This is a genomic window from Dokdonella sp. (genome assembly GCF_044227025.1).
In the GTDB taxonomy this organism is placed as follows: domain Bacteria; phylum Pseudomonadota; class Gammaproteobacteria; order Xanthomonadales; family Rhodanobacteraceae; genus Dokdonella_A.
The window spans coordinates 642356-663936 of sequence record NZ_JBGAFX010000002.1 but is presented as its reverse complement, the minus strand read 5'-3'; the positions used below and the strand labels follow the sequence as shown (position 1 = coordinate 663936).

Below are 21581 nucleotides of genomic sequence, written 5' to 3'. Positions count from 1 at the left end.
CCGCGGGCCCCGATCACGTATCGTGGGCCGCTGCCATACGGGAAAACGCCGATGATCCGACTCGCCCGAATGACCCTTTGCGCCATCGCCATGGCGAGCCTGCCAGCGTCGGCCAGCGAGCTGCTGGTCGACCACATCAACGGCTATTCCCTGGATGGTGCAGGAAGATTGCAGCGCTTCGAAGCGTTGCTGGTCGCCGATGGCAAGGTCGTGGCGACCGGGCGGCACGCTGTGCTTGTGGCCAGGTCCGGCTCGGCCGAGGTCATCGATGGCCACGGCCGCACCTTGCTGCCCGGGCTGATCGACGCGCACGGCCACGTCATGGGCCTTGGCGAGATGAAGATCCGCGCAGATCTTACCGGCACGCATTCGCTCGACGACGCGCTGGCCCTGGTGCGTGCGTTTGCCGGGAAGCACCCGGACGACGCATGGATCATCGGGCGCGGATGGAACCAGGTGGTGTGGAAACTCGGTCGCTTCCCGACTACGCGCGAACTCGACGCTGCTACCGGCGAGCGTCCGGCGTGGCTGCATCGCATCGACGGCCATGCCGCGTGGGCGAATGCGGCGGCGATGCGCGCCGCAGGCATCGATCGCGCGACGCAGGACCCGCCTGGTGGCCGCATCGAACGTGACGCCGAGGGCAATCCGAGCGGGGTGTTCGTCGACGCGGCGATGGCGCTGGTCGAGCGTCACGTGCCGGCGCCGACTCCGGCTGAAGCCGCGCGCATGCTTGATGCCGCGCTCGCCCAGATGGCGAGCGTCGGTCTCACCGGCGTGCACGATCCCGGCATCGACGCGGACACCTACGCGCTGTATCGGCGCTATGCCGACGAGGGCAAGCTCACCGCGCGCATCTACGCGATGATCGGCGAGGTTGGGGCGGATTTCGATGCGATCGCCGCGCATGGTCCCGTGGTCGGCTACGGCAACGGCTTCCTCGACGTGCGCGCGGTCAAGCTCTATGCCGATGGCGCGCTCGGCAGCCGCGGCGCGGCATTGCTCGCGCCGTATTCGGACGATCGCGCGAACTCGGGCCTGCTGTTCCACGCGCCGGCCGAACTCACGGCGATGATCGACAAGGCCGTCGGCAAGGGCTACCAGGTCTGCATCCACGCGATCGGCGATCGCGCGAACCACGAAGTGCTGGACGGTTTTGAAGCGGTCTACGCCAAACGCCCGGATGCACGTGCACTGCGCAACCGCATCGAACATGCGCAGGTCGTCACGCCGTCCGACATCCCGCGCTTCAAGGCGCTCGATCTCATCGCATCGATGCAGCCGACGCATGCGACCTCCGACATGAACATGGCCGAAGACCGCGTCGGCCGCGAACGCCTGCGCGGTGCCTATGCGTGGCGGACGTTCCTCAAGCAGGGCACGCGCATTGCCGGTGGCTCGGACTTCCCGGTCGAATCGGCGAACCCGTTCTTCGGACTCCACTCGGCCGTCACGCGCCAGGACCACGACGGCCATCCGCCAGGCGGCTGGCATGCGGAGCAGGCGATGAAGCGCATCGAGGCGCTGCGCGCATTCACGCTCGACGCCGCCTGGGCCGGCCACGCCGAGGACTCGCTCGGCACGCTCGAGCCGGGCAAGCGTGCCGACTTCATCCTCGTCGACAGCGACTACTTCACGATCCCGGCACGCGACATCTGGAAGACTCGCGTCCTCGGGACCTGGGTCGGCGGCAAGCGTGTGCATGCCGCCCCCGAGTCGGCGGCCAAACGCTGAAGAAGGCAGGGCTTCAGTGCCCGGCGCAGCATTGCTCGTAGATGCGCCGACCATCCGCTTCGGAGCGTGCGAGCGCGGTGGCATCGAGTGCTCGCGCACTCTCGTCGAGCAGTGAACCGAGCTGGCGGCGATCGTACTCCGGCAGGTCATGCAAGTCGGCCAGCGTCGCGGCGTAGGCATATGCATGCGCGTGCGCTGCATCGGCCGCATGGATGTTGGTCGTCGCCGATTCGGAATACGCATCGGCGAGATCGAGCAGCGCCATAGAGTCGCCGCGGCGGAGTGCTTCGTCGAGATAGGCGCGCGCCTTGTCCCGGCGCGTGATCACTTCGTCGATGTCGCCGACGACGGCCGCGGTGTCCGTGTATTCGTTCATCGCGACGCGTGCGTATTCGCGCATCGCGTCGACGTCGCCAGATCGCGCCGCGCGGTCGAGCGGGTCCAGCCAATGCGCGACGAGATCGGGTGGCACGCGGGCGCAGGCCGCGCGCAGCGATGCGTTGTCTTCGATCTGCCGCATGAAGTTGGCGCGGCGCCCTTCGCGTTGGGGTGCCGTGAACCGCTCGTCGTTTTCGTCCTCAGCCATGTCACGGCGACTTCTGTCGTCGGCGGCTTGCGTCTGGCGCAATACGCGCGGAGTGCACCGGCTCAGCATGGACGAGAGATACATCCCGGCTTTGGCGTTGCCGTCGTCGGCCCATCCGCGGAGCCGGTGGACCGCCACGTCGAGTGGCGTGCGATAGTCGGGCCAGTCGGGTGGCGGCACCGTCGCTGGCGCGTGCGCCGGAGCTGATTCCTGGCCCCGTGCCACGGCGTTCGCGGCTGGCGCGTGCCGAGGCGATGCCACAGTCGGCTTCACAGTCGATGCGCTGGGAGCCACGGGGCTGCGCGCAGGCATCCAGGCGACCCATGCGGCCGCGGCGACTATGGCAACCGCGGCGATGGCAGCGTAGCGACGATTCAACTTCACGGTGCCTCCGGTTCCATGCAGCAGGCAGCGAGGCTCCGGGCCTCGTTGCGCGCTCGCGCGCGCGCGGTGTCGTCGAGCGTGGCACCCGCTTCGTCGAGGGCGTACGCCAACGCTTCGGGCGCAGTCTCGTTCGAGCGCGGCGTCAGCGAATAGGCATACAGGTAGCGGTAGGCGGCCTCCGCATCCGCCGGAAACAGGGTGCCGCTGTGGTAGTTCGCGGACATCTGCTGGAGTGCGAGCGCATCGCCGCTCGCTAGGGAATGCTGGAGATATTCGCGGGCGATGCGTTTGCGGTCGCGCAGTTCCTCGGCATGGTCGATCGCCGAACGCGCGTCATGGTCCGCGAAGGCAAGGCCGCCGTACAGGGCTTGCGCATCGGCATCACCCAGCGCGGCAGCTCGTTCCATCCAGTGCAGCGCGAGCGCCCCGGAATTTTTCTCGTTGACGCCGGTTGCCTGTGCGCACTCGCGCACCTGCTGCGCATGACCTGCCTTGATGCGTGCGAGCAGGGCGTCCGGATCGAGGGCATGCCCGCCATCGGTCACCGTCGCGCCGTGAGCAGACGCTTCGATCACCGCGGTTTCGAGCTGCGATTCGCTCGTTGCGACGTAACCGTTGCAGTAGGCAAACGTGCGACCCAGTCGCGCCGCGGCGTGCGCGTCGCCCAGTTGGGCCCGGCGTTCGAGTTCCGCGCGCACGTCGACGAACGATTGGCCGTCGAAGGACTTTGCCGTGGCGGTGAGAGATGCAGCACGCACAGGAACCGGCGCGGCGTTCGTGCCGGGTGCCTGCCGCGCCGTGGAGGGTTGCGCGACTGCCGTCGGTTCCGCCGGCGCCTTGCGACGCTCATGCATCCACCACGTGGCGCCGCCGATGACGACCAGCAGCATCGCGAAACCGACGAGCCTGTGATCCTTCACGGTATTCCTCCGACGATCCGATCGTCGGACTGTATCGTCATTCCCACGCGGAAGGGAATGGCGGCAGGCGCGGCTATTGGACCGAGTCTTCGCGCCGGCGCGCGCGCCATGCGCGCCAGCGCTCGCCAGCGCGCGCGACAGCCAGATCGAGGCGATCCAGCACGCGTGCGGCAATGGATGATTCCTCTGCGACAAGAACGCCGCCCGCGATGATCGCGAGCAGTCCCGGGCCCGGCAGCACGATCATGACGATGCCCAGCACGAGCAGGATGGAACCCATGGTGAGCATGGCGACCCGCATCCATCCCGGCGCATTTGGCCGATGCGCGCGCTCGTGATGCGCTTCGAAGCGTTTGTCCACGCGGCACGGCGACGAACTCGTGCCAGCGTGCTTTCAGGGTGCGAATCATCGCGTGCCCGGTGGGTAAGGGGGCGCCATGGTGATGGATGCGTGCTGAACGCACATCGTCCGCTAGACTGGTGGCACTCTCGGAAACTCGCTGGAGACAATGCATGAAACGCGTGACCGGTATCGGCGGCATCTTCTTCAAGTCGGCGGACCCCAAAGCGCTCGGCGCCTGGTACCGCGACCATCTCGGACTCGATGTCACCGACTGGGGTGGCGCGATCTTCGAATGGGGTGGCGCAGACAGCGCCAAGGGCATGACGATCTGGAGCCCGTTCAAGCAGGACACGACGTACATGGCGCCGAGCACGTCGTCATTCATGCTCAACTTCCGGGTCGCCGATCTCGATGGGCTGCTCGCCACGCTGCGCGCGGAAGGCTGCAATGTCGTCGGCGAGCCGCAAACGTCGGAGCAGGGCAAGTTCGGCTGGGTGCTCGATCCCGAGGGCAACAAGGTCGAGCTGTGGGAGCCGCCGGCGGGCGAATAGGCAGCCGTCGTCGCAGGGCTGCCCTCCGCGCGAAGGCGCGCCGGCCATCGAAATGGTCGGGCCCTACCCGCTGTCGCTGCTGACGCGCTTCACACGCTTTCTGTACTCGCCGACATTGTCGCCGCTGATGCGCTTCTCACGCGTTCCCGTGATCTCGTCGACCTTCTGTTCCGAGCCGGTGACGGGCTTTGCCTCGACCGCGGTTTCGCGCTCGAACGCATGCGACTTGTCGGTGTTGCGGTAGTAGCGGTACAGCGCCCAGTACAACGCGGTTGCGCCAGCCGGGCCGGCGGCGAGCAGCCACAGTCCACCGTCGTCGCTCATGACGAATGCCCCACGATCCAGAGTGCGATGCCTTCGATGAAGGTGCCGACGGTGAGCGCGGTGGTGAGCAGTTTCCACTGCTGGACCGGCACGCTGCCCATGGTTTCGCCGGTGCGACCGTTCACCGCGATATAGTGCAGCAGGCCGCCGTTGCGGCCCGGTTGGTGGTACGAGTAGAGCCACACCGGCAGGTACATCGCCACCCAGCGCGTGCCATGCACCTGGAGGCTTTCCTGCTCCCAGCGCACGCCGCGATCGTAGCGTTTCACCGAGGTCTCGACCTGCGCGCGTGCGATCGACCAGCTGCGGGCGCAGCTGCTCGACGTCCAGATCACGCTTTTCCGAGGTGAAGCCGACGAGGTAGGACGCGTTCCACTTCACCGCGTTCTTGGTGTCGAATGGCAGGATCGTGTTGATGATGTTGTTGGTGTTCGTGCGCGTGTCGAGGTTGCCGCGTTCGGCCGAGGATTCCAGCGGCAGGTCGTCGACGGTGAAGTCCACATGCCGTTCCACCTGGTACACATCGGCGTCGTAGTAGGTCTTCTTGTCATCGCCGCTGCCACGCGTGTACTCGCGTGTCTTGATCTCGCCCTTGCCGGCGATGTCCGCACCCGCGTTGCCGTCGACGATCATGTACGGCAGGTACACGCCGACGACGTTCTCGGGCGTGAACTGTTCCTTGAATTCCTTCAGCGCGAACAGGCGCCGCTTGTCGACGAACTGGCGGATGCGCGCGACTGCGTCGTCCTTCCGGATGTGGAATGGAAGCACCGCGTCGGGCACCGCGCCGTTCGGGATCTGCTCGTTCACACCGAGCACATGGCGGCACCAGTGGCAGCGTGCAGTCATCGCGTTCTGCGTGTTGACGGTCACCTCTGCACCACAGCCCGTGCACTTGAACGTCATCAGGGTCGAGACGTCGGCCTTGATGTCGCGCGCACCGGACGCGACGACCGTGCCCCGCAGCTGTTCGATCCCGGCGCCGAGGCCGAACTCCTCCTCCACGCGCTCGCTGTGCCATTCGTTGCGGCAGTACAGGCAGACGAGCAGGTCGCTTCCCGGCTTCGGCCGGATGTCGGTGGCGCCGCATTTGGGACAGCGGTTGACGCCATCCTTGAGTTCGTCGGCGGAGGTGTCGATCGCGGTCGGATCGGGCGCCAGCACCTCCTTGCGGATCGGTTCCGGCAGGGTTGCCGGGTCAATCGGAAAACTCCCCGGCAGCGGCGGCACGTCCCGCGGCGAGCCCGGGCCGCTCGGCGGCGGAACAGTGGTGTTCGACATGGTCGGCGCGATCCGTCGATTACAGGCCCAGTGCCTTGTTCTTCAGCGCGTCGTAGTCGCCCTGCGAAATGAGGCCGAGGTCGAGCATCTCCTTCGCTTTCTTGAGCTTGGCGACCGGATCGTCGGCGGCCGGCGCCGCCGGTGCGACCGGCTGTTGCAGGCCGGCCATGCCACCCATCATGCCGGACGCCATGCCGATGCCCATCATGCCGGCCGCGCCGCCGTTCTCGCCCGCGGCCTGCATGCCCGCGGCGACGCTCGCCTGCAGGTTGGAGTTGCCGCGTGCGCCCGACAGCGCGTCGGCGCGCTGCACGTTCTTCAGGAGTTCGCGCGTGTTCGCGTCGTACTCGATCGAGACGATGGCGGTCTTGACGATGGCCAGGCCGCGATCGGACTTCCACTGGTACGCATTCTCGACCGCATCGGACAGGCTCTTGGCGAAGCCGATCGAATCCTGCTGGATTTTCGTGATGCGATTGCCTTTCGACGGATCGTTCGTGTACGCGCTGAAGGCCGGCGCGAGCGAACCGACCAATTCATTGAAGAGCTGGCCCGCGGCGGCGTTGTCCATGTCGGTGAAATCGAATACCTGGCCCGGCTGCAGGTATGCGGCCGGCACGAAGTTCTTCACGAACAGGATCGGGTCGACGATCTTCAGCGTGTAGGAGCCGCGCGTGACCGCGCCGACCTGCGTGTTGAGGAAGCCGTCGTCCCAGTAGATTTCCGACTGCGTGCCGAAGCGGTTGTCCGGCAGTTCCTTCAGCGAGACGAAGAACGCGGCCTGCTGCGAACCCGGCTGTCCGCCGAACTTGAAGCGCTCCCAGCTCTGCTTGATCAGCGATTCGACGAGCCCGCCGCCGGAGAAGATCGACTTCGAGTTGAGGTCGTCCGAGCGCCATTCGTAACCACCCGGCTCGGCGGCGAGGCCGGTGATCTTGCCGTCCTGGAACAGCAGCAGGCCGTAGCCTTCCGGCACGACGATCTTCGAACCGTTCGTGATGATGTTCGAGGAACCCTTCGTGTTCGAACCGCGGCCCGCGTTGGTGCCCCGTGGTACCGCGGCGAACAGCGCTGCCGTCGAGGGCAGGCCGTCCGGTACCGTGTAGAAGTCTTTCCACTGATCGGCCAGCACGCCGCCCACCGAACCCACCACCGCCTGCACAAGACCCATGACATCTCCTTGGTCGGGCGCCGCGCCCGCCATGTCCACGAACTATACATTCACGAACGGCCGTGCCGGACCGGGAGGTGAAAAAAGAGTGCCGGCGAACGCGGGCGGTTCTTCCGGCCAAAGCGGGGCTTTCAAGCCCGCGGCCACGAGGCGGCTGGCGTTCCATGGGCGCGACCCGCTTGCGCCGCTCCGATATTTCGTAAATACTCGAAATATGGAATCGAGCATCGTCCTGCAGCTGCATTCACTCGCGCATGCGAGTCGCCTGGCCGCCTACCGCGCGCTCGTGCAGGCGGGGCCGGAGGGCCTCGCGGTCGGCGCCCTGCGCGACGTGCTCGACATTCCTTCCGCAACGCTGACCGCGCATCTCAACGTGCTGCGCAGCGCCGGCCTGGTCACGGACGAGCGGGAGGGGCGTGTGATCCGCATGCGCGCCGACTATGTGCGCATGGATGCGCTGATCGCCTACCTGACCGAAAACTGCTGTGGCGGCGCTTCGTGCGGCCCGGCCGATTGCAAACCCAAACCCAAGACGAGGAAAAAGCGATGAAACGCTTCCACGTACACGTCAACGTGACCGATCTCGACGCGAGCATCGCGTTCTATTCGCAGCTGTTCGCTGCGACGCCGACGCGCGTCGAAGCGGACTACGCCAAGTGGATGCTTGAGGATCCGCGCATCAACTTCGCGATCTCGCGCCGCGAACGCGCACCCGGCGTCGACCACCTCGGTTTCCAGGTCGAAAGCGGCGACGAACTCGCCGAAATCGGCGCACGGCTGGCCGCGGCCGACGCGATCCGCGCGACCGATGTCGACACCACGTGCTGCTACGCACGGTCGGACAAGTACTGGTCCGAGGACCCGCAGGGCCTGCGCTGGGAGAGTTTCCTCACGCACGGTTCGGCGCCGACCTATTTCGCGCCGTCCGATGCAGCCGCGTGCTGCGTACCCGCCGCCGCGGTCGCGGCTGCCGCGCCGTGTTGCGGACCGTCGGCGTCCGCCGCGTCGCGCTGCGGTTGAGGGCGGGCCGTGACCAACGTCCTGTTCCTCTGCACCGGCAACTCGGCGCGCAGCGTCCTCGCCGAAGCCCTGCTCGGCACGCTCGGGCAGGGGCGCTTCAACGCGTTCAGTGCCGGCAGCCAGCCGGCCGGCCGCGTGCAGCCGATCGCGATCGAACTCGCGCGCGAACTCGGCTATCCGGTCGAACGCCTGCGCAGCAAGAGCTGGGATGAATTCGCCAAACCGGGCGCGCCGGTCATCGACATGGTCATCACGGTCTGCGACAGCGCCGCCGCGGAAACCTGCCCGATCTGGCCCGGCCATCCGGCGACAGCCCACTGGGGCGTGCCCGACCCCGCGAGCGTCGAAGGCGACGAAGCGACCCGCCGCAAGGCATTCGTCGCAGCAATGGCCACGCTGCGACGGCGCGTCGAGCTGCTCGTCGCGTTGCCGCTCGAAAAGCTCGATCGCCTCACCACGCAGGCGAAGCTGCGCGAGATCGGCACATCGTGAGCACGCTGCCGTCGCGCCTGCTCGCGGAATTCGTCGCGACCGCGCTGCTGCTCTGCGCGGTGATCGGCTCCGGCATCATGGGTGCGTCGCTCGCGGGCGGCAATGGGGCGATCGCATTGCTCGCCAACACCGGCGCGACCGTGGCCGCGCTGTTCGTGCTGATCGAGGTGTTCGGCCCCGTCAGCGGCGCGCACATGAATCCGCTCGTCAGCCTCGTGATGGGCCTGCGCGGCGGCCTGCCGCGCCGCTCGGTGTTGCCATATGCCGTTGCCCAGATGGCGGGTGGCGTCGCCGGGACCTGGCTCGCCCACGCGATGTTCGCGCTGCCGATCCTGCAGGCGTCGCAGCACGTGCGCAGCGGCTTCGGCCTCTGGCTCGGCGAGGTCGTCGCGACCGCCGGATTGCTGCTCGTCGTGCTGCGCGCGCCCCCGGCGCGCGTATCGGCGCTCGTCGCCGCCTACATCGGGGCGGCCTACTGGTTCACCTCGTCGACCTCGTTCGCGAATCCGGCCGCCACGTTCGGGCGCATGTGGAGCGACACGTTCGCGGGAATCGCGCCGTCGAGTGCGGCGGGATTCATCGTGGCCGAAGCGTGCGGAGCCGCGCTCGGCATGGTGCTGCACCAGCTGCTTGGAGGCGGCAGCGCGTCGTCGCCAGGCAACGCGCCTGCCCGCGGTTGATCGATTGCGTCGTGCATCCGGACCGGCGGGGCGCCGGTCCGGCTTCATGACGGCGAGCGTCAGGCGAGATCGTAGCGGTCGAGGTTCATGACCTTGTTCCACGCGGCGATGAAGTCGGACACGAAATGGTCCTCGCCGTCGCTCGATGCGTACACTTCCGACAGCGCGCGCAATTGCGAATTCGAGCCGAACACGAGGTCGACGGTCGTCGCGGTCCACTTCCGTTCGCTGCTCTTGCGGTCGCGGCCCTCGAACGTGCCGGGCTTCGTGCCCGACGGCTGCCACGCCGTGCGCATGTCCAGCAGGTTGACGAAGAAGTCGTTGCCGAGCACGCCCGGGCGGCGGGTGAGCACACCGTCCTGGCTGTGCCCGGCATTCGCATCGAGTGCGCGCAGGCCGCCGACGAGCACGGTCATTTCCGGCGCAGTCAGGGTCAGCAGGCTCGCCTTGTCCAGCAATCGTTCGGCGACGGTGCCTTCGTGGCCCTCGCGCACGTAGTTGCGGAACCCGTCCGCGACCGGCTCGAGCACCTTGAATGAATCGACATCGGTCTGGTCCTGCGAGGCATCGGTGCGGCCCGGTGTGAACGGCACCTCGACGTCGCGTCCGGCCTTCTTCGCCGCGGCTTCGATCGCGGCGCAGCCGCCGAGCACGATCAGGTCGGCCATCGACACCTTCTTGCCGCCGGACTGCGCGGCGTTGAAGTCCTTCTGCACGCCTTCGATCTTCGCGAGGATCTTCGCCAGTTCCGCCGGCTGGTTGACCGCCCAGTCCTTCTGCGGCGCGAGGCGGATGCGCGCACCGTTCGCACCGCCGCGCATGTCGCTGCCGCGGAACGTCGACGCCGATGCCCACGCCGTGTTGACGAGCTGCGCGACGGAGAGGCCGGTCGCGAGCAGCTTCGTTTTCAGGACGGCGATGTCCTTCGCGTCGACGAGCGGATGGTCGACCGCCGGCACCGGGTCCTGCCAGATGAGCGCTTCCTTCGGCACGAGCTTGCCGAGGTAGCGCGCGCGCGGGCCCATGTCGCGATGGGTGAGCTTGTACCACGCGCGTGCGAACGCGTCGGCGAACTCGGCCGGGTTGGCCATGTAATGGCGCGAGATCTTCTCGTACGCGGGATCGAACCGCAGCGCGAGGTCCGCGGTCGTCATCATCGGCGCGTGGCGCTTTTTCGGGTTGTGCGCATCGGGCACGGTGCCGGCGCCTGCGTCGCCCTTCGGCTTCCACTGGTGCGCGCCGGCGGGACTCTTCGTGAGTTCCCAATCGTAGCCGAACAGCGTCTCGAAGTAGCCGTTGTCCCACTGGATCGGATTCGGCGTCCACGCGCCTTCGATGCCGCTGGTGATCGCGTGTTCGCCGATGCCGCTCTCGTAACTGTTCTTCCAGCCGAGGCCGAGTTCCTCGATGTTCGAGCCTTCCGGTTCGCGGCCGACATGCTTCGCGTCACCGGCGCCGTGGCACTTGCCGAACGTGTGGCCGCCGGCGACGAGCGCGACGGTCTCCTCGTCGTTCATCGCCATGCGCGCGAACGTCTCGCGGAGGTCGCGCGCCGATCCGAGCGGATCGGGCTTGCCGTTCGGTCCTTCCGGATTCACGTAGATCAGGCCCATCTGCACCGCCGCAAGCGGATCGGCCAGTTCGCGATCGCCGCTGTAGCGCTCGTCGCCGAGCCACGTCGCCTCGCTGCCCCAGTCGGTGATCTGCGGTTCCCAGATGTCCGGGCGACCGCCGCCGAAGCCGAACGTCTTGAAGCCCATCGATTCGAGCGCGACGTTGCCGGCAAGGATCATCAGATCCGCCCACGACAGGCGACGACCGTACTTCTGCTTGATCGGCCACAGCAGCCGGCGCGCCTTGTCGAGGTTGCCGTTGTCGGGCCAGCTGTTCAGCGGCGCGAAACGCTGCTCGCCGGAATTGGCGCCGCCGCGCCCGTCATGGATGCGATAGGTGCCCGCGCTGTGCCACGCCATGCGGATGAACAGCGGCCCGTAGTGACCGTAGTCGGCCGGCCACCAGTCCTGCGAGTCCGTCATCAGGCGGTGCAGGTCCTTGACCACGGCATCGAGGTCGAGCTTGCCGAATTCCTTCGCGTAGTCGAAGTCCTCCAGCATAGGGTCCGACAACGGCGAATGCTGGTGCAGCACGCTCACGTCGAGCTGGTTCGGCCACCAGTTCGCGTTGGTCTGCATCTTGCGGGCGCCGGAAAACGGGCATTTGGATTCGGCTGACATGGCTATCTGCTCCGGGGAAGAGGGGACTCGAATGGCTCCGCCAGCATGGTTGCAGGGCAGGAACAAGGGAAATCGTTTGTGCCGATGGCCGCGATTGACGGCGCGCATCGCATTTCGGGGTGGTGGAGGGCATCGGCGATCCCGGAAAACAGGCGTGAGCCCTCGATTGCCGCGCCGGCGGCACCGGCGTAACCTGATGCGAGCAGTGCGGAGGTCCGATGCGTGCCCTCGTGTTCGCCGCGTGTTTCGTGCTCCCCGCCGCGTGGGGCGCCGACGGTGACATCGATGCCGCGTTCGGCACGGACGGCCATGTCGTGTTCGCGCCAGCCGACGCGAGCCTGTCTGCATTCGCCGTTGCGGTAACGGACGACGACCGCATCGTCGTCGGTGGTTACCGATGGGCCTTTGCGCTCGACGACATGCCCTATCAGGCCGTGGTCTGGCGGCTGCTCGCGAACGGCGCTCCGGACCTTTCCTTCGGTGACGGTGGCATCGTCGTGATTCCGACATCGGCGGGATCACCGATCCTGCCTGCGGTCTGGTCGATCCTTCCGCTGCACGACGGCAGCCTGCTCGCTGCCGGCAACCTCGGGGGCTTCGGTGTCGCGCACCTGCTTGCCGACGGTCAGCTGGACGCCAGTTTCGGCGTCGGAGGCGTCGCGACGATCGCATTCGATGACCTCGGCGTCGAAGGCATGGCGGCATTCGCGATTGCGCGTGATGGCGCCAATCGCATCCTGCTCGCCGGCAGCGGCAGCGCCAGCGTCACCGGAGTCTACAACTCGACGGTCGGCGTCGCGGCACGTCTCTCCGTCGATGGCATGCTCGACACGCAGTTCGCGTCGGCCGGCCGCTTCGTGTTCACCGCCGGCAATGCGATGACGCAGCAGACGACGACCTTCTTCGGCATCGCCGGCGATGCGTCCGATCGCGCCTGGCTGAGCGGCCGCGCGCAACTCGTACCGTACTCGGCGAACTACAGCGCGCTCGCCGTGAGGCTCCTCGCCGATGGCACACCCGACGCCGCCTTCGGCACGGCCGGCATCGTCACCGCGAATCGCCACGTCGGATCGGACGACAACATGGCCGCCGGCGTCCTGCGCGACGGCCGCTGGACGATCGGCGGTGTCTGCGATCCCTATGCCGGCCCCGACACCGCGCTCTGCATGTTGCGCATCGACGCCGACGGGCAGGTCGACACCGGCTTCGGCGCAGATGGCTGGACGTCCGCATCGCTCGGCCAATCATTCGCGCTGCGCAACAGCGCGATCACCTGCGGTACCGATGGTCGCTGCGTACTGCTCGGCACCGCGCGCAATCCGGCGACGTCCCTGCGCCAGTTCGCCGTGTTGCGCGTCGACCCTGACGGCACGCCGGACGCCACGTTCGGCGATGCCGGTCTCGCACGCATCACGGTCCCCGCCGATGTCGACGGCACGCACATCACGGCACGCGCGATCGCGCTGCAGGACGGACGCCCCGTGCCGGCCGGCACGACCGATGGCGTGCCATACGTCTCCGCGCTGTACGCGACGCGGCTCGCGTCGAATGCGGTCTTCGATGATGGTTTCGAGGCACGCTAGCGCCGGCAAGCAATTCATCCTCGGACGAGGGTGAGGACGCGCGGTTGGCCTCCGGCCACCGGAGGAGAGACCGCCACCCGCGAACGCGGAACGTCTCCGAGTTCGGATTCGTCGCCCATCAACGCGCGCGCGTGGCGTGCGAGTCCCGGCATCCGGGGCGACCGTGCGGGCGCGTGGCGCGCCATTGCGGCGGGGTCGGACGCGAGTCGCGGAACGTGACGCGCGAGTCACGGTGACTCGCGCGCCACTGTGCACGCATGGCGCGCCAGTGGCGCGGTATCGCATGCGGGTCCGCCGGCGTAATGCGCCACTCGGCGCTCGTGGATTGCCAAGGCCCGTGCATGGACGGCGACACGGGCGCAGTGACGGTCGAGTCGCCGTCATTCGAAGGCCACGTCGCACATCTGGCGATCGACTCCGCGCCACTGGCGACCCGGTCGCGCGGATCGGACGGCCGTGACGCTGCTCTGGCGGTCCAGTCACGCGCACTCGCCTCCCGGTGCGGCGCACTCGCCAGGGGTGGCCGCGCATGAAAAGGGCAACAAAAAAGCCGCATCACTGCGGCTTCGTAGTCCTCATGCGAGAGGGGCGGGGTGGGCGGTCAGGCCGCCTTGGCTCCCGCCGATTTCGAGCGTCTCGCAAAGCGCGCCCCGAGCGTCTCGCGCAAGCCCTCCAGGCCCTGGTTGCGTCCGGACACCTTCAGCAGGGCATAGCCTTGCAGCGACGCCTTCATGATGTCCGCGCCGACCACCGTATTGGTGTTGTCGAGGCGCTCGCCGAGACGCTGCAGTCGCTGCACGCGCGGGCGCAGCCAGTCGAGCGCATCGAAGCTTTGCCGAACGTCCGTCAGCGCCATCCCGCGAGGCACCATCAGCGGATTCTGTTCGAGCAACGACAGCGTCTGCCGGCAGAACGCCTCGGACTTATCGCCCATCTTCATCAGTTTGCGGCGCTTGTCCGCCGGCATGCCGACGAGCGCCGCGAACTGGTTTTCCAGTTCGGTCAGCGCGGCATCGATGGCAGCGGCCTGGGCATCGGTGAAGGTCAGGGACAGGGTGGCTTGCGACATGGGTACTTCTCCTCGTGGAGTGGGGATTCGCCCGCCCGCCACCACGGCGGTCGGACGCGTGCCGCTGGGCACGAGGGGTATTGGAACCGGGGCGCGTCCCAGCAGATGAGACAACATCGGGGCGACAGGGCTGTGCTAGCGTTTCGGTGGTCGGTCGCGGACCCACGCGGGCCCGGAGGCCCCAAGCACCCACGAACGGGAGATCCCGATGGCACGCGCCCCAGTCGGCAAGAAGGCGACGAGTCGCACGGCGACGAAGAAGAAGGCTGCCACCCCGGTCAAGAAGGCAACAACGACCGTCCGCAAGCCACGCGCACCCAAGGCCGCGCCCGCCGTCGCCACGAAGCTGCCTGCCGCGATGACCGGGCGGGCAAGCCCCGCCAAGGCGAAGGACGGCGACGAACCGGTCTTCGCCTACATCCGCAGCCTGCCGCAACCGCAACGCGGCATCGCCGAAAGAGTCGATGCACTGGCGGCAAAGACGCTGCCCAAGTTGAAGCGCTCCGTGAAGTGGGGCATGGCCTGGTACGGCGTCGGCGACGGCTGGTGCTTCTGCTGCGGCGGCTTCGCCGGCCACGTCAAGCTCACGTTCGGCCGCGGCACCTCACTCAAACCCGTCCCGCCCGCAACACCGATCGGCATGGGCAAGGACTCGCGCGGCGTGGATCTCGAATCGGTGGACGACCTCGACGAACGCCAGGCGGCGGCGTGGATGAAGCAGGCTACGGATTTGCCGGGGTTTGGGAAGAAGAAGTGAGTCCTGGGTACCGAGAGCCGGCTGATGATGTCAGCGGTCTCGGAAATGCACCTGAGCCCTATTCACCGAAACTGTAATGCCGACCTGCTGCTTGTGCATTCACGCGGTGTCTCAAGCAATGTTACAAAGTTCAAAGGCAGCCAGGCGAGAACAGGTAGGGATGTCGACTTCCCCGTAGTGAGCCATGTGCTGCTCGAACAAAAATTTGCTGGTCTGTGGATTTTTGTTGTTCTGCAAGACCCTCGCGAATACATCAGCGATGGATACACCGCGTCGTAGTACACCGCATAGAAGTTCGAACTCGTTCACTGATACCGTAAACATATTGCTGGAAGGAAGTCGCGGCTCCAGCCATCGCGCGTTGTTCCATTCTTCTGTGCCGTGCGTCAAGTCTCGAAGGGCGTCTCCATCTCCGATGTTGAGCTGCTTGTATGTAACGCAGACAAAGACGGTCAACGGTCGCTTCAGCTCATGCGGGAGGCGAGTGATCGTCTCGATGGCTTGTTTAACAGCGTGAATGGCTGTCGTGCGCAGCTTCTCTGTCAAGACCTCAGAGAGGTTGTGGTACCGCTCGTCGTAGTGGCCTTCGATTCCCTTTGCATCAACCAATAGCAATGCGTCGTCGCTGACGACCGCGAAGTCAACGCATTTGCCTTTGCCGCCTAGTATTTCTTCGAGCTCAGTCTCTCGAATGACATCGTAGGGCAGCTCCTGCAGAACAGCGCTTATGTACTCTTCAAAAGCAGGGCCAAATTCGCGCATGAACGCCTCCGCGCCGCGTTCTCGCAATATGTCGTACATCACCGTAGAAATGCCTTGGTAGAGCACTTGGTGATGCACGCATTCTTCACCATTGTGTGTCGTGATGAACGGCGTCCGTATTAGCGGCGTCTGCTCGCACAGTTCTACGGCGCGGGGCGCGTTGTAGCGCGCCAGCGCGAGCATTCGTTCATGTAGTTGTTGCGGAGTAGTGATGAGGAACTGGGTCATTCGCGGCCAGTCTTGCGCGTCCCGATCACTGGGTTCGGGCCGAAGTTGTTCAAGCGCGGGAATGCCAAGGAATTGACCGGTTTGGGATGCCATTCTGGCCAGTTGTCGTACGAAATCTTCGGGCTCGATTCCAACGTCAGCCACGAATGCGCGCATCACGTCGGAATCTCTCATCAATCGACCAAACAACATCGCTTGGCGCGGAATGGCCCCGATCTCGAAACTGCGCTGATACCAAAACTGTTGGAACGCCGCCCTTCGCAGCATTATGGATGGACGCCGATCTCGAACCAAATGCCCGATGGCATCCCAGATGCGTTGTTCGACGAAATTGAAGTCTTCGTCAGCGCCGTCGCGACGCTCTTTCGCGGGATTCCAGAGCTCAGCAGCCCATTTGATCATCAAAAAGACGAGAAATGGGCGTCGCTCATACCAACCAAAGTCGTCGTTGGGCTCCTTACGCAAGAAGTAAAGACACGCATGCAGCGTGGAGCGAAAGGAGATTTCCGCCAGCCGTCGTCGTGCCTCGTCGATCAGCGCGTTACCTCTGACTTCTTGCTCATTAGCATTCATGGGCGCTAGTTTGCTGTCGGGTGGGGCGTGATCAAACGCATTCTATGGATAGGCAAGAAGTTCGGCGAGTTGTTGCGGACGGGGCTCCCTGCGCTCGAAAGAAAGCTTGCCTTCGAGGACATCGCCCTTGAACCGATAGATGCCCCAGTACGAGAGTTCGCCGCCCCAGCCTTCACCGTGAGGGCGCCCGCCGTGCGCGCTCTTGTTGCCCGAGAATATCCACACTATCTCTTTGTCGTGAGTGCGCAGAAATGCTTGCAGCGCCTTTCGATCGACGATCGCAGCGCCGAAGCCAGGCTCCTCGACCGACGGATCCTTAAATAGCACGTTACCCGCAGCGGTCGCGTAGGCCAGAGAATGTCCATCGGCGAGCCGAAGTTGAAGTCCGTTGATAAGTGCGGGCGCTGGAATAGTTAGGTTGAGCGTGTCGTCGAGCGAATAGTCGTGGCTTGACTGCTGCGCGTGCCAGGCTGCCACCGTGGAATATGTCGCAATCTTGCCGATCATGCCCACGTCCCAGCCTCCATCGACGTTCACGTAAGCCGGATGCCAAGGATATTCACCCAAATAGGCATCGCGCGACATATCAAGCTCAGGCACATCCGAGCGCCCTCCCTTGGACCGCTTGAGCAATCTGACCAGCGATTCAACATCACTACGAGCGACGAGCAGTGATTGAACCTTGTGCCACGTCATCCGGTGAATGATTCGTTGACCGCCGACCATGGCCCACTGGTTGCGGCCGACGCTGGTATCGAGGACGAGCCATCGACGATCTTTGGGATCGGTGATCTCAATCTGACGAACCGCATCCGGAATGTCGAGCGAAGTATTCTCGGCCCAATCGACTCGCGCCTGGGGAGGGTCATTGCGCCACCGCGAAGTGTGTGGCGTCCACCAGGTTCCCCCTTGCCTATCTGAGTCATTTTGCGCGGTACGGGTTACGAGAATTGTGGGGTCCATTTCTCGTGTGCCGACCTGCGAGGGCCCTGCATAGAGTTCAGGACCTTCCCGGTAGCGCGCCTCGACAAGAGCACTGTCTGCCAAGCGACCCGTCAGCTCGTGAAGAGCGATCCACTGATACTTCTTTCCGATGCGTTCGACGCGGTGCTCCATTCGATCATGGCTCGCGACTTTCGCGTCGAACTCCGCAAAGCGCTCCGTAGCCCACCCAAGCTCGTGCGCTCGCCATGCGACCCAACGGCGTGCTCGGTGTCCCGCGTAACTGGGATACCACGGCTGAGCGCTCTCATTCCACATGTATTCCGATATATACCTTGCCGCGCGTATCCGAAACTCTTCAATTTCCTTTTCGTCTAGAAGGCCAATAAGCCTCGCGATCGCCTCGTTGTAGTGATCCTCCGCGAGACGCCGAGCGCCGCGTTCCTCCGCGGATTTGTCACCTAGTAAAATCTCGAAGGTTTTCGGAAGCGAATGCATCTGACGTGCAAGTTGGATGGCGCATGAAAGTGCCTCGACGCGACCTGGATGCGAGGCGATCGCTGCCGCATGCCAATCCTCATAAAGCTCCTTCACGGAACGCCCGAACTCTTCAAGCGGCAGTCGCAAGAACCTTCCGGCTAGCGGATCGATGACATACCGTGCAAAGTCCCCGTCCTCGACGGCCGAGCCGCAAATCGCGTCGCGAAATGGCGATCCCTCATAAAATTGAACATACCCGGCCATGGCCTCGTCACTGATGTTCTCAAGAGGTGCTCCCTTTGCGTACGGTGGGCGAATTCTAGCGAGAGGAATGTCCGGCGGCAGCACGCCTCGGCTAGCGGCGAGCTCGATGATTCCGCGGGCGTGGTCACGAATGAGTGCGTGTACTGGCAGTGGATCGCGGGCAAACACGGCCTTGTAGGCAGAGAGGGCAAGTTCGGGAAGCCCCGAATCGGTCGACCGTCGCGTCGCGCCACCGTAAGCCGCGGCGAGCACACGGTCGACAACATAGGCATCGTCCACTTGTCCGAATAGATCGATGAGGGTGGCGGCCAGCTCGCGGCGGTCGACAAGCAGCGCCGCGAGTGCTTTGGTTGCTCTGTCTCGAACCCATCGATGACTCAGGCTAGTAAGCCACGCCAGTGCAGTGGCGGCGAGTCTGGCTCGAGTCGGTTCAATGGTGTCCAAGCCATTGGCGAGGACCCATTCGATAAGCGTTGTAGCAGGTCCGTCGTTGTCCTCGACACCGGTCGTGACGCGAATGGACCATTGAACGTCGCGTTCGGGCATCGACAGTGGGCGAAGCCATTGGTCGAGATAGTCGGCGTTGAATAGGTTGTCTGGCTCTGTGGTGATCGCAAGAAGAATCTCCATTTCCGTATCTCTTCCGAGAACGGATGACAACTCCCTAACCAGTTCGAGTGTTCGTTGGTTGAAGGTGGCCTGCCGACGCCACAGTAGACTGATGTGGAAGGCGGAAGCGAGATTTCTCCGGTGTTTGCTCTCGACGACATCCAGAAGTTCGACGCCATAGCGCTCGGGTAGTTGCACGGCGAACGCCTCGGCGATGCCCGCAAAGCGATGGGAACCCAGCCCCGCCACGTAGCGTGTCAGAGCGCCGTTGGTGAACGCGACAACGGGATTCCCGTTAGCAATATGGATGTTTAGCAGGTGCTCGGCGATTCGATGGTCGCTTAGCCGCTCGAAGGTGAAGCGGACCATTTCAGTGGTCTGACCACTGTCGGTCATGGGCTCAACCGCAAGCACTCCTTCGGCTTCCAGTTGAATAAGCAGATTCCGGTCGGAACGGCCGCCGGAATCGTGTATTGCCTCGACGATTGCATCGGCGACATCGAAGGAAAGATAACCACTTCCCGCCGTGACCATCGCTTCGGTCAATGCCGCCAGGACTTTCTCGATGCGCTTCAGGCGCGGCTCTAGGCCCAAGCGCTTGTTGAGGGCTTCGACGACGGCGCCAAAATAGAAATCAAAGATGCTTGAGACGCCCGCGAGGCCGCGAGGTAGTTCCCGCAGCCCGCGACGTTCGAGCATGTCGCAACACGTTCGGAGGAAGAGGGGATTTTCAAATTCCGGCGCAAGGTGCGGCACGGCCATCCGAACGATTCCTCGGTGATCGAGATATCGTCGCGCAGCATCCGAGGCTTTGCCTGCGAATCCCGTGTGCACCAGGCGAGGCAACGATGTCTCGTCGAGTTGTCGAACAACATACGGAACGAAGGTCGTGCGGCACGAAACCAAGACAGCAATGTGAGGGAAGCGATCTGTTTCAGCGAGAAAGGCCGCGAGTCGATCGGACCAAACGGCAATGCCGTTTCGCTCGTTGATCGCATCGACCATGATGAGTGCGCGAACCTGCGCGGCCTGGGCCGCTGAATCGAGCGCGCTCAGTATGGCTTCCGGCGGGGTTTGCGCAAGACCGAGTTGTTCCGCGATCTGATGCCAAGGCTCCGAATCGCTGAACGCACTTCCCAGCGTCAGGACAGCAGGGAATTCGCGAGAAATGTGGTTCGCGGCAACATCGGCGAGCAAGTGCGACTTTCCGACTCCAGCTTCGCCGACCAGGAGCAACCGTCGGCTGTTTGCAAGACGCACCGCGGAATCGTCGATCGAGTCAAGGACGTGCGCAAGCGCGTCCTGCAGCTTGCCCGTGAAGTAGACAGCGTTTCGTGCGGGCTCGTCTCGAACTGCTCCGGGAGTGCGCCGCAAGTCCCAGATTGCGCTTCGGCAGCGATCAAGTGACGCTTTTGCCGCGACGAGCGCGGATCGCCAAGTATCAATCGGTAGCGAATCCGCCGGGCCGAGCGCCGCCGAGCGGATCGCCAACGGAACGGCACCGACATGATCCTTGAGCGCCGAAACTTCCGCGGCATGTGCTACCCCCAATACCCCTTCGACATAAGAGACTGATCGATACAGTTCTTCTTCGATATGGTCCGCCCAGCTCAAGATCCGACAAGCAAATTCTGGATGGCGCGCGAATGCGGCCAACGCCTGCCGTATCGGTAGTTCGACGTTGAGCTCCGGCGTGTACCGACGCCCTAGAGCGGCCCGAGCCACAGCGAAGCGGTTGTTCAACCAGTCAGTGCCGAAATGTGGCAGATCGAACCAATAGGTGCGACGTCCAACGTGGAGCGGATCATTGCGCGACAACCGTTCGGTGAGCTCAAAGGCTCCCCAACGCTGAATGTCGATTTCCCGAGGCGCGATCTCTTTCTTTCGCGCCGCGACCCAGTCGTCCCAGCGCCCTTGTTCGGTCTTCTGTTTCGGGATCCGACTATCCGACAGGTCAAACGGAAGGCACGCGATGAAGCGGACGAGGAGGGGATGCTTGTCGACCGCGTTATCGAAGGACTCCTTGAGCTGCTGCGCTTCGCTGGTGCCGAACTCGAAGAAATACTTCGCCTGCCAACCAGTCTCGTTGCCGTCGGGGTCGAGGCGATAACATTCGAGGCCAGCATCGGCGCCGACGCCCTTTCGGGAAAAAGACATACCGCTAGGAGTGTCAAGCCACGCCAGTTGACACACTAGCTCTTCGAACCCGCCGTGTTGACTTCCCAAATGTGTGCGGATGCGACGGAAATCGATGTCTGGCGAGTGCATCACCGCTAATCCGGTTCTGAATGATAAAGGTGGGCCGTGAAACGGTGTGGCCAGTAAAAGAGACTACCGAATTCGGACGTATGGCGCGTCCCGCGGGGGTTGCCTCTTCTAGGCGGCGCGGTTCACGGCACGCGTTAGCGTCCCAAAGCCCAAACAAAAAACCCCCGAAGGATCAGCCCTTCGAGGGTTCGTCGTGTATCCAATGGAGTGGTGGAGCGGATGGGGATCGAACCCACGACCTCTACGATGCGAACGTAGCGCTCTCCCAGCTGAGCTACCGCCCCACGTGCATTCGCGGCTGGGGACCGCGAAAGGGCGCGCATGAT

17 protein-coding genes, 1 tRNA gene and 1 pseudogene are annotated in these 21581 nt (G+C 64.7%); 8 read left to right on the top strand and 11 right to left on the bottom strand.

Annotated features, from left to right (window positions below):
- Positions 1 to 51: 51 nt before the first annotated feature.
- Positions 52 to 1734, top strand: coding sequence for an amidohydrolase (locus ACILRJ_RS07265; protein WP_395681847.1), 1683 nt, complete (start codon positions 52 to 54; stop codon positions 1732 to 1734).
- A gap of 13 nt (positions 1735 to 1747) precedes the next feature.
- Here the strand turns inward: ACILRJ_RS07265 and ACILRJ_RS07260 are convergent, their stop codons facing one another.
- The 3 genes from ACILRJ_RS07260 to ACILRJ_RS07250 all read right to left on the bottom strand — a co-directional run bounded on the left by ACILRJ_RS07260 (position 1748) and on the right by ACILRJ_RS07250 (position 3913).
- Positions 1748 to 2320, bottom strand: coding sequence for a hypothetical protein (locus ACILRJ_RS07260; RefSeq protein ID WP_395681845.1), 573 nt, complete (start codon positions 2318 to 2320; stop codon positions 1748 to 1750).
- 380 nt (positions 2321 to 2700) lie between these two features.
- A complete protein-coding gene (locus ACILRJ_RS07255) occupies positions 2701 to 3624 on the bottom strand; it encodes a hypothetical protein (protein ID WP_395681843.1) in 924 nt (307 codons plus the stop codon).
- A gap of 73 nt (positions 3625 to 3697) precedes the next feature.
- Positions 3698 to 3913 (bottom strand): PGPGW domain-containing protein, encoded by a 216-nt coding sequence (locus ACILRJ_RS07250; protein WP_395681841.1) that lies wholly within the window; start codon positions 3911 to 3913, stop codon positions 3698 to 3700.
- A 224-nt stretch (positions 3914 to 4137) separates the two neighbouring features.
- Between ACILRJ_RS07250 and ACILRJ_RS07245 the strand changes: the two genes are divergently transcribed.
- A complete protein-coding gene (locus ACILRJ_RS07245) occupies positions 4138 to 4518 on the top strand; it encodes a VOC family protein (protein ID WP_395681839.1) in 381 nt (126 codons plus the stop codon).
- A 63-nt stretch (positions 4519 to 4581) separates the two neighbouring features.
- On the opposite strand, the gene ACILRJ_RS07240 is transcribed toward ACILRJ_RS07245, so the two are convergent.
- The 3 genes and pseudogenes from ACILRJ_RS07240 to ACILRJ_RS07230 all read right to left on the bottom strand — a co-directional run bounded on the left by ACILRJ_RS07240 (position 4582) and on the right by ACILRJ_RS07230 (position 7294).
- On the bottom strand, positions 4582 to 4842 hold the full coding sequence (locus tag ACILRJ_RS07240; protein WP_395681837.1) for a hypothetical protein: 261 nt from the start codon (positions 4840 to 4842) through the stop codon (positions 4582 to 4584).
- Positions 4839 to 6123 (bottom strand): annotated as a pseudogene (locus ACILRJ_RS07235) (TFIIB-type zinc ribbon-containing protein). Before ACILRJ_RS07235 ends, ACILRJ_RS07240 begins: the two are co-directional and overlap by 4 nt.
- A 19-nt stretch (positions 6124 to 6142) precedes the next feature.
- Positions 6143 to 7294 carry an SPFH domain-containing protein gene (locus ACILRJ_RS07230; RefSeq protein WP_395681835.1) on the bottom strand — a complete coding sequence of 384 codons (1152 nt, stop codon included), beginning with the start codon at positions 7292 to 7294 and terminating at the stop codon, positions 6143 to 6145.
- A gap of 214 nt (positions 7295 to 7508) precedes the next feature.
- On the opposite strand from ACILRJ_RS07230, the gene ACILRJ_RS07225 reads away from it, so the two are divergent.
- Genes ACILRJ_RS07225 through ACILRJ_RS07210 form a run of 4 tightly spaced genes read left to right on the top strand, consistent with a single transcriptional unit; the run spans position 7509 to position 9486 of the window.
- Positions 7509 to 7844 carry an ArsR/SmtB family transcription factor gene (locus tag ACILRJ_RS07225; RefSeq protein ID WP_395681833.1) on the top strand — a complete coding sequence of 112 codons (336 nt, stop codon included), beginning with the start codon at positions 7509 to 7511 and terminating at the stop codon, positions 7842 to 7844.
- A complete protein-coding gene (locus tag ACILRJ_RS07220; RefSeq protein ID WP_395681831.1) occupies positions 7841 to 8314 on the top strand; it encodes an ArsI/CadI family heavy metal resistance metalloenzyme in 474 nt (157 codons plus the stop codon). Before ACILRJ_RS07225 ends, ACILRJ_RS07220 begins: the two co-directional genes overlap by 4 nt.
- A 9-nt stretch (positions 8315 to 8323) precedes the next feature.
- Positions 8324 to 8806: an arsenate reductase ArsC gene (locus ACILRJ_RS07215; protein WP_395681829.1), complete on the top strand. Its 483-nt coding sequence runs from the start codon at positions 8324 to 8326 to the stop codon at positions 8804 to 8806.
- Positions 8803 to 9486, top strand: a complete 684-nt coding sequence (locus ACILRJ_RS07210; protein WP_395681827.1) for an aquaporin — start codon at positions 8803 to 8805, stop codon at positions 9484 to 9486. Before ACILRJ_RS07215 ends, ACILRJ_RS07210 begins: the two co-directional genes overlap by 4 nt.
- A gap of 59 nt (positions 9487 to 9545) precedes the next feature.
- Here ACILRJ_RS07210 and katG read toward each other — a convergent pair whose 3' ends face one another.
- Positions 9546 to 11720, bottom strand: a complete 2175-nt coding sequence (katG, locus tag ACILRJ_RS07205) for a catalase/peroxidase HPI (RefSeq protein ID WP_395681825.1) — start codon at positions 11718 to 11720, stop codon at positions 9546 to 9548.
- A gap of 218 nt (positions 11721 to 11938) precedes the next feature.
- Between katG and ACILRJ_RS07200 the strand changes: the two genes are divergently transcribed.
- Positions 11939 to 13303 carry a hypothetical protein gene (locus ACILRJ_RS07200; RefSeq protein ID WP_395681823.1) on the top strand — a complete coding sequence of 455 codons (1365 nt, stop codon included), beginning with the start codon at positions 11939 to 11941 and terminating at the stop codon, positions 13301 to 13303.
- 601 nt (positions 13304 to 13904) lie between these two features.
- Here ACILRJ_RS07200 and ACILRJ_RS07195 read toward each other — a convergent pair.
- The gene (locus ACILRJ_RS07195) at positions 13905 to 14444 is read right to left on the bottom strand and encodes a hypothetical protein (RefSeq protein ID WP_395681821.1); all 540 of its coding nucleotides are present in this window, start codon (positions 14442 to 14444) and stop codon (positions 13905 to 13907) included.
- A gap of 136 nt (positions 14445 to 14580) precedes the next feature.
- On the opposite strand from ACILRJ_RS07195, the gene ACILRJ_RS07190 reads away from it, so the two are divergent.
- Positions 14581 to 15129, top strand: a complete 549-nt coding sequence (locus ACILRJ_RS07190) for a DUF1801 domain-containing protein (protein WP_395681819.1) — start codon at positions 14581 to 14583, stop codon at positions 15127 to 15129.
- Positions 15130 to 15240: 111 nt separating this feature from the next.
- Here ACILRJ_RS07190 and ACILRJ_RS07185 read toward each other — a convergent pair whose 3' ends face one another.
- From ACILRJ_RS07185 to ACILRJ_RS07175, 3 genes are all read right to left on the bottom strand, one after another.
- On the bottom strand, positions 15241 to 16692 hold the full coding sequence (locus ACILRJ_RS07185; RefSeq protein WP_395681817.1) for a hypothetical protein: 1452 nt from the start codon (positions 16690 to 16692) through the stop codon (positions 15241 to 15243).
- Positions 16693 to 16734: 42 nt separating this feature from the next.
- Positions 16735 to 21255: a hypothetical protein gene (locus ACILRJ_RS07180; RefSeq protein WP_395681815.1), complete on the bottom strand. Its 4521-nt coding sequence runs from the start codon at positions 21253 to 21255 to the stop codon at positions 16735 to 16737.
- Positions 21256 to 21463: 208 nt separating this feature from the next.
- Positions 21464 to 21539 (bottom strand) — tRNA-Ala (locus tag ACILRJ_RS07175).
- Positions 21540 to 21581 lie beyond the last annotated feature (42 nt).